The 11,951-nt window shown below is 59.5% G+C and carries 11 protein-coding genes and 1 pseudogene; 7 read left to right on the forward strand and 5 right to left on the reverse strand.

Annotated elements, in window-relative coordinates; translation table 11 throughout:
* Positions 1-23 precede the first annotated feature (23 nt).
* Positions 24-458 carry a DcrB-related protein gene (locus ACYZT3_RS00480; RefSeq protein WP_282376300.1) on the reverse strand — a complete coding sequence of 145 codons (435 nt, stop codon included), beginning with the start codon at positions 456-458 and terminating at the stop codon, positions 24-26.
* Positions 459-770: 312 nt separating this feature from the next.
* On the opposite strand from ACYZT3_RS00480, the gene ACYZT3_RS00485 reads away from it, so the two are divergent.
* From ACYZT3_RS00485 to ACYZT3_RS00495, 3 genes and pseudogenes are all read left to right on the forward strand, one after another.
* Positions 771-5,111 (forward strand): RHS repeat-associated core domain-containing protein, encoded by a 4,341-nt coding sequence (locus ACYZT3_RS00485; protein ID WP_462031279.1) that lies wholly within the window; start codon positions 771-773, stop codon positions 5,109-5,111.
* A gap of 15 nt (positions 5,112-5,126) precedes the next feature.
* Positions 5,127-5,441 (forward strand): hypothetical protein, encoded by a 315-nt coding sequence (locus ACYZT3_RS00490; RefSeq protein ID WP_282376305.1) that lies wholly within the window; start codon positions 5,127-5,129, stop codon positions 5,439-5,441.
* 46 nt (positions 5,442-5,487) lie between these two features.
* Positions 5,488-5,668 (forward strand): annotated as a pseudogene (locus tag ACYZT3_RS00495) (hypothetical protein); the annotation flags it as partial.
* A gap of 123 nt (positions 5,669-5,791) precedes the next feature.
* Here the strand turns inward: ACYZT3_RS00495 and ACYZT3_RS00500 are convergent.
* From ACYZT3_RS00500 to ACYZT3_RS00510, 3 genes are all read right to left on the reverse strand, one after another.
* Positions 5,792-6,067, reverse strand: coding sequence for an HU family DNA-binding protein (locus tag ACYZT3_RS00500; RefSeq protein ID WP_003213368.1), 276 nt, complete (start codon positions 6,065-6,067; stop codon positions 5,792-5,794).
* 194 nt (positions 6,068-6,261) lie between these two features.
* Positions 6,262-7,410 carry an NAD(P)/FAD-dependent oxidoreductase gene (locus ACYZT3_RS00505; RefSeq protein ID WP_462031280.1) on the reverse strand — a complete coding sequence of 383 codons (1,149 nt, stop codon included), beginning with the start codon at positions 7,408-7,410 and terminating at the stop codon, positions 6,262-6,264.
* Between the two features lie 20 nt (positions 7,411-7,430).
* The gene (locus tag ACYZT3_RS00510; RefSeq protein ID WP_282376312.1) at positions 7,431-7,598 is read right to left on the reverse strand and encodes a rubredoxin; all 168 of its coding nucleotides are present in this window, start codon (positions 7,596-7,598) and stop codon (positions 7,431-7,433) included.
* Positions 7,599-7,823: 225 nt separating this feature from the next.
* On the opposite strand from ACYZT3_RS00510, the gene ACYZT3_RS00515 reads away from it, so the two are divergent.
* Together ACYZT3_RS00515 and ubiA are read left to right on the forward strand one after the other, a co-directional pair.
* Entirely contained in the window at positions 7,824-8,363 is a 540-nt protein-coding gene (locus tag ACYZT3_RS00515; protein WP_462031281.1) for a chorismate--pyruvate lyase family protein, read from the forward strand.
* Positions 8,363-9,253, forward strand: a complete 891-nt coding sequence (gene ubiA, locus ACYZT3_RS00520; protein ID WP_282376316.1) for a 4-hydroxybenzoate octaprenyltransferase — start codon at positions 8,363-8,365, stop codon at positions 9,251-9,253. The genes ACYZT3_RS00515 and ubiA overlap by 1 nt, the downstream gene beginning before the upstream one ends.
* A gap of 49 nt (positions 9,254-9,302) precedes the next feature.
* Here the strand turns inward: ubiA and ACYZT3_RS00525 are convergent, their stop codons facing one another.
* On the reverse strand, positions 9,303-9,695 hold the full coding sequence (locus tag ACYZT3_RS00525) for a COG4315 family predicted lipoprotein (protein ID WP_282376318.1): 393 nt from the start codon (positions 9,693-9,695) through the stop codon (positions 9,303-9,305).
* Between the two features lie 153 nt (positions 9,696-9,848).
* Here ACYZT3_RS00525 and phoB point away from each other — a divergent pair, with 153 nt between their 5' ends.
* Entirely contained in the window at positions 9,849-10,538 is a 690-nt protein-coding gene (phoB, locus tag ACYZT3_RS00530) for a phosphate regulon transcriptional regulator PhoB (protein WP_008150066.1), read from the forward strand.
* A 75-nt stretch (positions 10,539-10,613) separates the two neighbouring features.
* On the forward strand, positions 10,614-11,900 hold the full coding sequence (gene phoR, locus ACYZT3_RS00535) for a phosphate regulon sensor histidine kinase PhoR (protein ID WP_462032437.1): 1,287 nt from the start codon (positions 10,614-10,616) through the stop codon (positions 11,898-11,900).
* Positions 11,901-11,951: the final 51 nt, after the last annotated feature.

Raw genomic sequence — 11,951 nt, forward strand, 5'->3', positions numbered from 1 at the left:
TTTATTGTCTTCCTGGAAGGTAATCAGGCGATCTGAGGCAGGAGCTTGAGGGTATGCATGGCAACTTTCCATGCCGGCTCGTGATACACGAGATCGTTCGGCGTGGTAGTCAGCGTCGTAATCAACCCCACAGGCTGACGGTCGATGAAAACCTGGCGCAGCATCAGCTCACGCCCTTCGCGCTGCCAGCTGTAATCGAGCAGCACGGCAGCATGGTCGTGGAGAAGGAAGTTCCACCGTTGGATCAGGCTGAATCCGGGCAATTGCTGTTCGGCGCTTGCCAGTTGCCCGTCAACGTAGTCACTGAACAGCGTGTCACCCCGGCTCGGATCGCGACTGATGACGAAACTGGCTTCCTTGGCACCGCCGACGGCGGGCAGCTTGAAGATGTTGATGCTCTGGTCCTGCCAACTGTCAGGTATATCGAGATCAGCTTCTTGAAGGCGATAGAGCGTCATGATACGGATCGTTTTCCAGGCTAGAGGGATGGCTCAATGAGCGGCTGATCTTCAAGCAATAAATGGCAACAATCAAGGCACCTGGACACGCCGTTTTCGAGGCCATGACGCCAGTCTCACTTTTGATGCCCGTACCAGGCTCTGCGGTGTAGTACGCTAACAACCGGGCCGAAGCTGATCAAACGCTTGAGGACTGCGCTAACGCGCATGCTGTAACCGACAAGGAGAAAGGTGCAATGGAAGGCATCGAGTTACGCAACAAATGCAACGATTGCGCGGCGGCTAGACCCTTGTGTCAGATGAGCACCGCGCATGTCTGACGCACTCTGGGCCGCCCGGCTGGGCGATGCCCTCAACCACACCTCAATGATGGCCGACATCCTCGGCGGCGTGCTGGAGGTGGCGGCCAACATCGCGATTACCGCACTGGCCACCGCCGCCGTGGTGGCGGCCACCGGCATCACCGTCGTCACTGGCGGATTAGGTTGCTTCGTGCTCGGCTTGGTGGTGGGCACGATTGTCGGCCTTGCCATGAGCAAGACCGGGGCCGACAAGGGCCTGAGCAATTTATGCGAAAGCTTTAGTAACGCACTGTTTCCGCCCACGGTGCAGGCGACGATTCTCACCGGCTCCACTAATACCCTCACCAACAACATCCCTGCTGCCCGGGCCGCTGGGGCGATTCCGTCCCATGTCGCGCCGGCCGGTACCGAGCTGGAAATACCCGAGCCGGAAGCCGAAGCCAGCTACCTGGACATGGCCGAGAGCTTCTTCTCCCAGATGTGGCGACCCACCGTCGCCCCCCCCGCGCCGGGCGCCGTGCCCAAGCCGCTGGACCTGCTCATCTGCATGAAGCATCCGCCGATGCCGCCGCAGTTTCTGGCCGAAGGTTCGGACAAGGTCACCATCAACGGCCAGCCTGCCGTGCGCAGCGGCGATCGCAGCACCTGCGATGCCACGGTGGTGTCGTCCGGGCTGATCTCCCCCAACGTGACCATCGGTGGCGGTTCGGTGGTGGTACGCGAGATCCGCAGCGGCAAGACCCCGGGCGTGGGGCTGGCGGTCACGGCGTTGCTGATGCTCAAGGGCGGCAAGGGCAAATTCCTCAGTAACCTGCCGTGCATGCTGATCGGCGGCGCGACGTCGATGGCCGTCAGCAGCGCGATGGGTGCGATGGCCAACGCCGCCATGGGCTCGGCGAACCCGGTGCACGCCGCGACCGGGGCCAAGGTGCTGGGTGGCGGCGAAGAGCTGGATTTCGTACTGCCCGGCGTCTTGCCGATGGATTGGCAACGCTTCTACAACAGCCGTGACGAGCGCCACGACGGGTTGTTCGGCGCCGGTTGGAGTGTGTCCTACGAGGTGCAGGTCGAGATCCTGCCACATCCAGAAGGCGGCGAAACGCTGGTCTATACCGATGAACAGGGCCGGCGTATCGACATGGGCTCGATCCCTCTGGGCGGCGCCGTGTTCAGTGCCGGTGAAGGGCTCAGCGTTCGGCGTCATCGCAATGGGCAGTTGTTGATTGAAAGCGATGACGGGCGGTACCGGCTGTTCGACGTCGCACCCGTTAACCCGTCTTTGTTGCGTCTGAATCAGCTCGGTGATCGCAACGACAACCGCATTTACCTCGACTACGACGGCGCCGGACGGTTGGTGCGGCTGCGCGACACCTTCGATCTGGTGCAGGTGGAGCTGATTCAAGAGCGCGGTCGTGTGGCTCGGGTGGAACGCCTGTATCCCGACCAGCATCACGAAGTGCTCGTCAGTTATGGCTATGACGCGGTGGGCAACCTGACCGAAGTGCGCGACACAACCGGCCAGGTGCAACGGCGCTTCAGCTACGACGCCGGACAGCGGATGGTCGAGCATCAGTTACCCACGGGGCTGCGTTGTTTCTATGAATGGGCGTTGATTGAAGACCTTGAATGGCGCGTGGTCCGGCACTGGACCGACGAGGGCGACGCTTACCAGTTCGACTATGACCTCGTCGCCGGCGTCACGCGCATCACCGATGGCTTGCAGCGCGTCAGTACGCGGCGCTGGAACACCCAGCACCAGATCACCGAGTACACCGACAACCTCGGCCACACCTGGCAGTTCGAGTGGGACGATGAACGCCAACTGCTCAGCGCCACCGACCCACAGGGCGGACGCTACGAATACAGCTACGACGACGCCGGCAACCTGATTGGCGAAACCGACCCGCTGGGCCGCAGTGACTCGACCTTATGGCTGGAGCATTGGCCTTTGCCGCTGGTGGAAACCGACGACGCCGGCAACAGCTGGCAGTATCGCTACGATCAGCGCGGTAATTGCATCGCCGAGACCGATCCGCTGGGCCACATCACCCGCTACCGCTACGACGCCCACGGCCAGGTCGTGGAAATCATCGACGCCACCGGCAAAAGCAAAAAGCTGCGCTGGAACCCGTTCGGTCAACTGGTCGAGCACATCGATTGCTCGGGTTATCCGACGCGCTTCAGCTATGACAACCGGGGCTATCTGCAAGTCATCACCGACGCCCTCGGTGAACGCACCCAATTCAGCTACGACGCCCATGGCCGGCTGCTCAGCAGCCAATTGCCGGACGGGCGCACCGAGCACTATCAGCGCGACGTCAGCGGCCAGTTGACCGGCTATACCGACCCGGCCGGGCACACCACGCTCTATCAACACAACCGTCGCGGCCAGGTACGCCAGCGCACCGACGCCCAGGGTCGGCAGGTGCAATTCGCGTATGACGACTACGGGCGGCTGCAAGCGTTGACCAACGAAAATGGCGAAAGTTATCGGTTTGCCTGGGACGCCGCCGATCGACTGACCGAACAACAGGATCTGGATGGCAGCGCCAAGCGCTACGCCTATGACCTGTTGGATAACGTCGCGGCGGTCACGGCTGTTCCGGCGCCTTACGGCAACGGCCTGGCCGTGGTCCCCGAAGCGCCTTTGGCCCCCATCGTTCATCGGTTAGAACGCGACGCCGTCGGCCGGCTGATCGCCAAAATCACCGACGATGGCCGCACCGACTACACCTACGACCTGCTGGACCAGCTCACCGCTGTCACCTTCACCAACCACCAGGGCAACGCACACACCCTGAGCTTCGCCTACGACGCCCTCGGCCAGTTGCTCGAAGAACAAAGCGCGGCTGGCAGCCTGCACCACCACTACGACGAACTCGGCAACCTGATCCAGACCCAACTGCCCGACGACCGCTGGATCAATCGCCTGTACTACGGCAGCGGCCACCTGCACCAGATCAACCTCGACGGCCAGGTCATCAGCGACTTCGAACGTGATCGTCTGCATCGCGAAGTGCTGCGCACCCAAGGCCAGATCAGCACCCGCAGCGAATACGACCGCAGCGGCCGCTTGCGCGCACGCCAACGCCAACACACCCGCCAGCCATCGCTGATGCCGGCAGCCGTGCAGAAACATTTCGAGTACGACCCCGCCGACAACCTGATCGGCAAACTCGACCAGCAACCCAACGCGCAACACCGCCTACTGCTGCACTACGACGCCACCGGCCGCATCATCGCCAGCCAGGACAGCCTGCACGGTCAGCGCGAAACCTTCGCCTACGACGCCGCCGCCAACCTGCTGGATGGCCCGCAACCTGGCGCCGGGCTGGTGGTGCACAACAAACTGCTGACCTATCAGGACAAGCGTTACCGCTACGACGCGTTCGGCCGGATGATCGAAAAACGCAGCGCTAAACGGAGCCTGCAACGCTTCGGTTACGACGCCGAAAGCCGCTTGATTGAAGTGCGCAATGAAAACGGCAGCGTGGTCCGGATGACCTACGACCCGCTGGGCCGGCGCATCGAAAAAACCGAGCACGACACCCACGGCTACCCACTCGGCGAAACCCGCTTCACCTGGGACGGCCTGCGCCTGTTGCAGGAACATCGCCATCAGCAGACCAGCCTTTACCTCTACGAAGACGAAGGCTACGAACCCCTGGCTCGCGTCGACGGCACCGGCCCGCTGCAAAAAATCCGCTATTACCACAACGACCTCAACGGCCTGCCGGAACAGCTCACCGAAGCGGACGGCCACAACGTCTGGCAGGCAACTTATCGGGTGTGGGGCAACACGCTAGAAGAGGTGCGCGAGCCGTACTACATTGAAGAGCAGAACCTGCGGTTTCAGGGGCAGTACCTGGACCGGGAGACAGGGCTGCATTTCAATACGTTCAGGTTTTATGATCCGGATATGGGGCGGTTTACGACGCCGGATCCGATTGGGTTGGCCGGTGGAATCAATCTATATCAATATGTAATCAATCCATTTGGGTGGATAGATCCGCTTGGACTCAAGTCTTGTGGCAGCGGACCGAAATGGACAAAAAAAGGTTGGAAACATGTTTACGAGCGTCACTTTAGAACTCCGGGCTCACGCTGGTCGCATAAGAGCAAGTTTACTGTCGGCAACGAGCAGAAATTGAAAGTCATGGTGAACAAAACAGTTAAACGAGGCACCGCGACTTATCAGAAAGATAAGCAGGGCAATACAAAATACGAATATGAATTTGGACAGCCCGTTGGATCTCGGACCAACAAGCAAACCGGCATCGTTGAGCATCAAAATAAGATGACTGTTATCCTCAATAAACACGGCGAAGTGGTTACAGCCTTCCCGTCCTGAAAATTAGGTACCCCTATGCCGCTCGACTTTATGGCTTCAGAAAGTCAAAAAAATATCAATGAAAAAACCCCCATATTTTCTCTGAGTGAAAACGCACACGATATTCTGCTGAGCATCGCAAAACCCAAAAAAGACTTCCCCAAAATACATAAATTTTCCGATTACTACTCCGACACCTGCATTCTTTTTGGGGAAATAAAACCTCTAATAATTGAAATTGAAAAAGCAATGAAAACCGGCAAAACAAATTCAAGCGAACTGAATGACTTAATCAAATTCCTAAACAATACCTACGATGAAAATTTTAACTTATACATTTATTGCGATTAAACCAGCTGCACCTATGACGCGCAGATAACGTCGGTGACTGCTGTCCCATCGCCTGTATTACGGCAGTGGCCACCTCCACCAAATCAACCTCGACGGCCAGGTCATCAGCGACTTCGAACGTGATCGTCTGCACCGCGAAGTGCTGCGCACCCAAGGCCAGATCAGCACCCGCAGCGAATACGACAGCGACGGGCGCTTACGTTCACCCCAACGCCGATACACCAGCCATCCAGCCATTGCTGATGCCGGCAGCCGTGGAAAAAGGCAAAAAAAACGGGCACCCGATTCAATCGGCGTGCCCATTCTTTTCATTACCGTTTTCCCCTCAGTATTCGAGGTACTTGCAGCAATTATGGATTGACGCTGTCTTTCAACGACTTGCCTGGCTTGAAGGCGACGGTGTTGCTGGCCTTGATTTTGACCGGCTCACCGGTTTGCGGGTTTTTGCCGGTGCGGGCACCGCGATGGCGTTGCAGGAAGGTACCGAAGCCCACCAGCGTGACGCTGTCCTTGCGGTGCAGAGCGCCGGTGATTTCTTCGAGAACGGCGTTGAGAACGCGGTTGGCCTGCTCTTTGGTGAGGTCTGCTTTTTCAGCAATTGCAGCGGCGAGTTCTGGTTTACGCATGTTAGTGAAGCCCCTTTGACGGTTTTTTGTTGTTATGTCCGTGCTGTCCTCGTTGGAACAGCGCCCAAAGCGCCGCAGGTGCTCTACTCTGCGGCAGACGGGAGTGAGAATGGCATGCACGGAAGACCCGCGCCAGTCTCGGCGCGACCTTTGTAGTGGCAAAAGAGGGGTGATTCCGACAGAACGACCGGTATTTACGCCAGCAGTGCCGGAAGCTCTTTGTTCAGGGCCAGTTTTTCCATCACCGCCGCGCCTGTCAGGGCATATCCCAGCAGTTTGCCGCTGGCATCGCGGCACAATACCTTGATGTCCGCGCCCTGCCCTTCGACCGTCCAGACGCCTTCGAAACCCCGTGGCGGTGGTGAAACCACCAATGGGCAAACCGGGGTTTTCACGGTGATGGGCATCGGGCCATAACTCACCGCCGTCGGGTTTCCGGCGAGGGTCTGAGCCAGCGCTCTCGCACAGCTCATGAGGGGCATCACGTACAACAGATTCAGCCCATCGACCTCGGCGCAGTCGCCCAGAGCGTAGATGTTGGCGTGGGAGGTTTTCAGGTGACGATCGACCACCACCCCGCGATTGACCTGCACACCGGCAGCGGCCGCCAGGTCGATGCGCGGACGCAGACCAATGGCCGAAACAACCACGTCACAAGGAATCACCTGACCGTCAGAGAGATGCGCTTCCAGGCCGCCAGCCACGCGCTGCAAGCGATTGAGCACCGGCCCGAGGTGGAAGCGTGCGCCGAGGCTTTCCAGCCCGGCCTGGACCGCAGCGGCCGCCGCCGGGTGCAGCAAGGTCGGCATGACTTGCTCGCACGGTGCAACCAGTTGCACCTCGTAGCCGCCGAGGATCAGGTCGTTGGCGAACTCGCAGCCGATCAGACCGGCGCCGAGCAACAACACCCGACGTTTGCCGGCCGCCGCTGCGCGAAAGCGTGCGTAATCTTCCAGGTCGTTGATCGGGAAAACGGCGTCAGTCGCATCGCCTTCGATCGGCACCCGCACGGTTTCCGCGCCCCAAGCGAGGATCAGGTCACGGTAAATCACCGATTCCTCACCGATCCACAAGCGCTTGTGGCCCGGGTCAATGCCGCTGATGCGTGTGTGCGTGCGCACCTCGGCCTTCAATTGCTCGGCCATGGCGCCCGGTTCGGCCATGCTCAGGCCATCGGCGTCTTTGTTCTTGCCAAAACCAGTGGAAAGCATCGGCTTGGAGTAGGAGCGTCCGTCATCGGCAGTAATCAGCAGCAGCGGGGTTTCGCCATCGAGTTTGCGAAACTCCCGGGCCAGGTTGTAGCCAGCCAGCCCGGTGCCGACGATCACGACAGGTGCGTTCATTCCCTACTCCTCTAAATGTCTTAGTTGATTTCAATCATTTCGAAATCCATCTTGCCCACGCCGCAGTCCGGGCACAGCCAGTCTTCCGGCACGTCCTGCCACAGGGTGCCCGGCGAAATGCCGTCATCCGGCCAGCCGTCGGCTTCGTTATAAATCAGGCCGCAGACCACACATTGCCACTTTTTCATTCACATACATCCTCAGAATTCAGGCTTTTGCCGGCGCGAACGGTCAATGGTTGGAGCGCTGCCGTCCGGCTCAGGGGCGTTTTGTACTGATCGGGCCCGGCAGATGCAAGCCTGTTCGACGCGACGGCTGGCCGGATCAATCAAAATCGCCGGCTGACATGGTAAGCTCGCCACCTCATTTGCTGCCAATAATGACTCACTGTGCCGCACTCAAAATCCCCCACCATGACCCCGCTCTGGCTCCCTGAAAGCCAACTGACGCCCCTCCCCGACACGTCCACCCTCGACTGGCTGTTCGACGAAGGCTCTCTGACCCGACGGCTGATCCGTTTGTCGAATGACGGCTTCAGCGTCACGCCACTCTTCGAAGGCTGGCAGCCCCTGCGCGCCGACGAATGTGCCGCACTGGATCTGGCCGAAGGCAGCGAGGGCTGGGTTCGCGAGGTGTATCTGCGCGGCCACGGCGAGGCCTGGGTGTTTGCACGCAGTGTGGCGGCGCGCAGCGCGTTGCAGGGCGACGGTTTGCACATGGACGAATTGGGCAGCCGCTCTCTGGGCGAATTGCTGTTTTGTGATCAAGCGTTTCAGCGCCGTGCTATCGAGGTTTGTCACTATCCTCAACAGTGGCTGCCGATGGAGTCTCGGGCACCTGAACTCTGGGGCCGGCGCTCGCGTTTCGACCGCGGCGCCTTGAGCGTGCTGGTGTCCGAAATTTTCTTGCCGACCCTGTGGAACGCTACCCGCGCCCATCCGGAGAATTGCTGATGTACCAGAGCCTGCTCAAGTCCCTGAATCGCTTGAATCCACGGGCCTGGGATTTCGTTCAGCTGACCCGCATGGACAAGCCGATCGGCATTTATCTGCTGCTGTGGCCAACCCTGTGGGCATTGTGGATTGCCGGTAAAGGCTCGCCATCATTGGCCAACATCGTCATTTTCGTCCTTGGCGTGGTGCTGACCCGTGCCGGCGGCTGCGTAATCAATGACTGGGCGGACCGCAAAGTCGACGGCCACGTGAAGCGCACTGAACAGCGGCCATTAGTGAGCGGCAAGATCAGTTCCAAAGAAGCCCTGGTGTTCTTCGCGCTGCTGATGGGCGTGAGCTTTTTGCTGGTGCTGTGCACCAATGCCACGACGGTCTGGCTGTCGTTCGGTGGTTTGGCTCTGGCCTTCACTTACCCGTTCATGAAGCGCTACACCTATTACCCGCAAGTGGTGCTGGGCGCGGCGTTCTCTTGGGGCATGCCGATGGCATTCACCGCCGAGACTGGTGAACTGCCAGCGGCCGCCTGGCTGCTGTGGATCGCCAACCTGCTGTGGACGGTGGGCTACGACACCTATTACGCCATGACCGACCGCGACGACGATCTGAGAATCGGCGTTAAATCCACGGCGATTCTGTTTGGCGAAGCGGACCGGGTGATCATCCTGACGCTGCAAGGGTTGGCGTTGGGTTGCTTGCTGTTGGCCGGGTCGAAATTTGAGCTCGGCGGCTGGTTCCACTTGGGATTGCTGGCGGCAGCGGGCTGTTTTGCGTGGGAGTTCTGGTACACCCGCGGCAAGGACCGGATGCGTTGCTTCAAGGCTTTTTTGCACAACCACTGGGCCGGGTTGGCGATTTTTGTCGGGATTGTGCTGGATTACGGGTTGCGTTGAATCAAACCTGCTCCCGGCATGGGGGCAGGTTTGTGGTTTCTGGACTCGCTTACTTCTTCGGTCCGGTATTGGTGATGACGTGCCAGACGTCCTTCATTTTGTCGCCTACCATGTCACCGGGTTTTTTGTCACTCACGAACGTGTAAAGCGGTTTACCGTCGTAGGCATATTGACTCGTGCCGTCATCGCGCTTGATAACGCTCCACTTGCCTTCGGCCTTTGCACCCGCCGGAGCCATCATTGGCGGCCAGTTCTTGGCACAATCATCGTTACACATTGACTTGCCGCCAGCATCCTTGTCGAACGTGTACACCGTCATACCCTTATGATCGACCATCATTCCGTCTTTCATCATTGCTGGCTCAGCCGCGAAGGCCATCGATGGCAACGCCAGGGCCGCGGTCAGCATCAGAGCCTTGATGGATTGCGAGTATTGCTTCATGGAAACCTTCCTTTTGTGGTTGTCAGGATTCGGAATTAGAGCTTAGTTCAGGATCACAACAATCGCAGGGCGACTAAAATACTGTCACACGACTGCAATAATTCCGTTATCTAATGCGGCGCAAGACAGTTAAATGACAAGAGGATTAAAGGCATGGTTGGCAGGAGCATTCTGATCGTCGACGACGAAGCGCCCATTCGCGAGATGATCGCCGTTGCGTTGGAAATGGCCGGCTATGACTGCCTGGAGGCTGAGAACTCCCAGCAGGCCCACGCCATCATCGTTGACCGCAAGCCGGACCTGATCCTGCTCGACTGGATGCTGCCCGGCACGTCCGGCATCGAGCTGGCCCGGCGCCTCAAGCGCGATGAGCTGACCGGGGACATCCCGATCATCATGCTCACCGCCAAAGGCGAAGAGGACAACAAGATCCAGGGCCTGGAAGTCGGCGCCGATGACTACATCACCAAGCCTTTTTCCCCACGAGAGCTGGTGGCGCGCCTAAAGGCCGTGCTGCGCCGCGCCGGCCCTACCGATGGCGAGACGCCGATCGAAGTCGGTGGCCTGCTGCTGGACCCGATCAGCCACCGTGTGACCATCGACGGCAAACCCGCCGAGATGGGTCCGACCGAATACCGCCTGCTGCAGTTCTTCATGACCCACCAGGAGCGCGCCTACACCCGTGGCCAGTTGCTGGATCAGGTCTGGGGCGGCAACGTCTATGTCGAAGAGCGCACCGTCGACGTGCACATCCGTCGCCTGCGCAAAGCCCTCGGCGACGCCTACGAAAATCTGGTACAAACCGTGCGCGGCACCGGCTACCGGTTTTCCACCAAGGCCTGAGCTGACCGCCAGACTCGCTGACAAGGACGCATATTTTCCGTGAACCAAAACTGGCATGGCATCCTGATTCGCCACATGCTGTTGCTGGTCACCACCTGCCTGGTGATCGGCCTGATTTCCGGCTACTACGGCTGGAGCCTCGCCGCGGGCCTGGGCCTTTACCTGGCCTGGACGCTCAAGCAACTGCTGCGTCTGCACGAGTGGCTGCGCCTGCACAAATCCGATGAAGCACCGCCCGATGGCTATGGCCTGTGGGGCGAAGTGTTCGACAGCATCTACCACCTGCAACGCCGCGACCAACGGGTGCGCGGGCGACTGCAAGCGGTGATCGACCGGGTCCAGGAATCCACCGCCGCGCTGAAAGACGCGGTGATCATGCTCGACAGCGACGGCAACCTCGAATGGTGGAACCGCGCCGCCGAAACCCTGCTCGGCCTCAAGACGCCGCAAGACAGCGGCCAGCCGGTGACCAACCTCGTACGCCATCCGAGCTTCAAAGAATACTTCGAGCAGAACAGCTACGCCGAGCCGCTGGAAATCCCGTCGCCGACCAATGATCGCCTGCGCATTCAGCTGTACATCACCCGCTACGGCAACAACGAACATTTAATGCTGGTACGCGACGTGACGCGTATCCATCAGCTGGAACAGATGCGCAAGGACTTCATCGCCAACGTCTCCCATGAACTGCGCACGCCGTTGACAGTGATCTGCGGTTATCTGGAAACCCTGCTCGACAACGTCGAGGAAGTGAACCCGCGCTGGACCCGTGCCTTGCAGCAGATGCAACAGCAAGGCGGACGCATGCAAACCTTGCTCAACGATTTACTGCTGTTGGCCAAACTGGAAGCCACCGATTACCCGTCGGACAACCAGCCGGTGGCCATCGACGGTTTGCTGCAATCGATCAAGAGCGACGCTCAGCAGCTGTCCGGTCAGCGTAACCAGACGATCACGCTGGAAGCCGACCCGACGATTCTGCTCAAGGGCAGCGAAGCCGAATTGCGCAGCGCATTTTCCAATCTGGTGTTCAACGCGGTGAAATACACACCGGCCGAAGGCAACATCCGCATTCGCTGGTGGGGTGATGAGCAAGGTGCACACCTGAGCGTGCAGGACTCCGGCATCGGCATCGACAGCAAACACCTGCCGCGCCTGACCGAACGCTTCTACCGTGTCGATTCCAGCCGCAACTCCAACACCGGTGGCACGGGGCTCGGGCTGGCGATCGTCAAACACGTGCTGCTGCGCCACCGCGCGCGAATGGAAATCAGCAGTTTGCCGGGCCACGGCAGCACCTTCACCTGCCACTTTCCGCCAGCCCAAGTCACAAAATCCCGAGTCATCAGCGCCACCGACTGATACCGGCCAGCACTCACCACTAGGCAATCGCCCGGTCAGCCGCTACATTGG

The sequence above is a fragment of the Pseudomonas sp. MDT1-16 genome (assembly GCF_054898115.1).

What these genes read in the sequence shown, in the direction of transcription:
- ACYZT3_RS00480 (WP_282376300.1), bottom strand. Translation starts at nt 458, where the DNA reads ATGACGCTCTATCGCCTTCAAGAAGCTGATCTCGATATACCTGACAGT.
- ACYZT3_RS00485 (WP_462031279.1), top strand. Translation starts at nt 771, where the DNA reads ATGTCTGACGCACTCTGGGCCGCCCGGCTGGGCGATGCCCTCAACCAC.
- ACYZT3_RS00490 (WP_282376305.1), top strand. Translation starts at nt 5,127, where the DNA reads ATGCCGCTCGACTTTATGGCTTCAGAAAGTCAAAAAAATATCAATGAA.
- ACYZT3_RS00500 (WP_003213368.1), bottom strand. Translation starts at nt 6,067, where the DNA reads ATGCGTAAACCAGAACTCGCCGCTGCAATTGCTGAAAAAGCAGACCTC.
- ACYZT3_RS00505 (WP_462031280.1), bottom strand. Translation starts at nt 7,410, where the DNA reads ATGAACGCACCTGTCGTGATCGTCGGCACCGGGCTGGCTGGCTACAAC.
- ACYZT3_RS00510 (WP_282376312.1), bottom strand. Translation starts at nt 7,598, where the DNA reads ATGAAAAAGTGGCAATGTGTGGTCTGCGGCCTGATTTATAACGAAGCC.
- ACYZT3_RS00515 (WP_462031281.1), top strand. Translation starts at nt 7,824, where the DNA reads ATGACCCCGCTCTGGCTCCCTGAAAGCCAACTGACGCCCCTCCCCGAC.
- ubiA (WP_282376316.1), top strand. Translation starts at nt 8,363, where the DNA reads ATGTACCAGAGCCTGCTCAAGTCCCTGAATCGCTTGAATCCACGGGCC.
- ACYZT3_RS00525 (WP_282376318.1), bottom strand. Translation starts at nt 9,695, where the DNA reads ATGAAGCAATACTCGCAATCCATCAAGGCTCTGATGCTGACCGCGGCC.
- phoB (WP_008150066.1), top strand. Translation starts at nt 9,849, where the DNA reads ATGGTTGGCAGGAGCATTCTGATCGTCGACGACGAAGCGCCCATTCGC.
- phoR (WP_462032437.1), top strand. Translation starts at nt 10,614, where the DNA reads ATGCTGTTGCTGGTCACCACCTGCCTGGTGATCGGCCTGATTTCCGGC.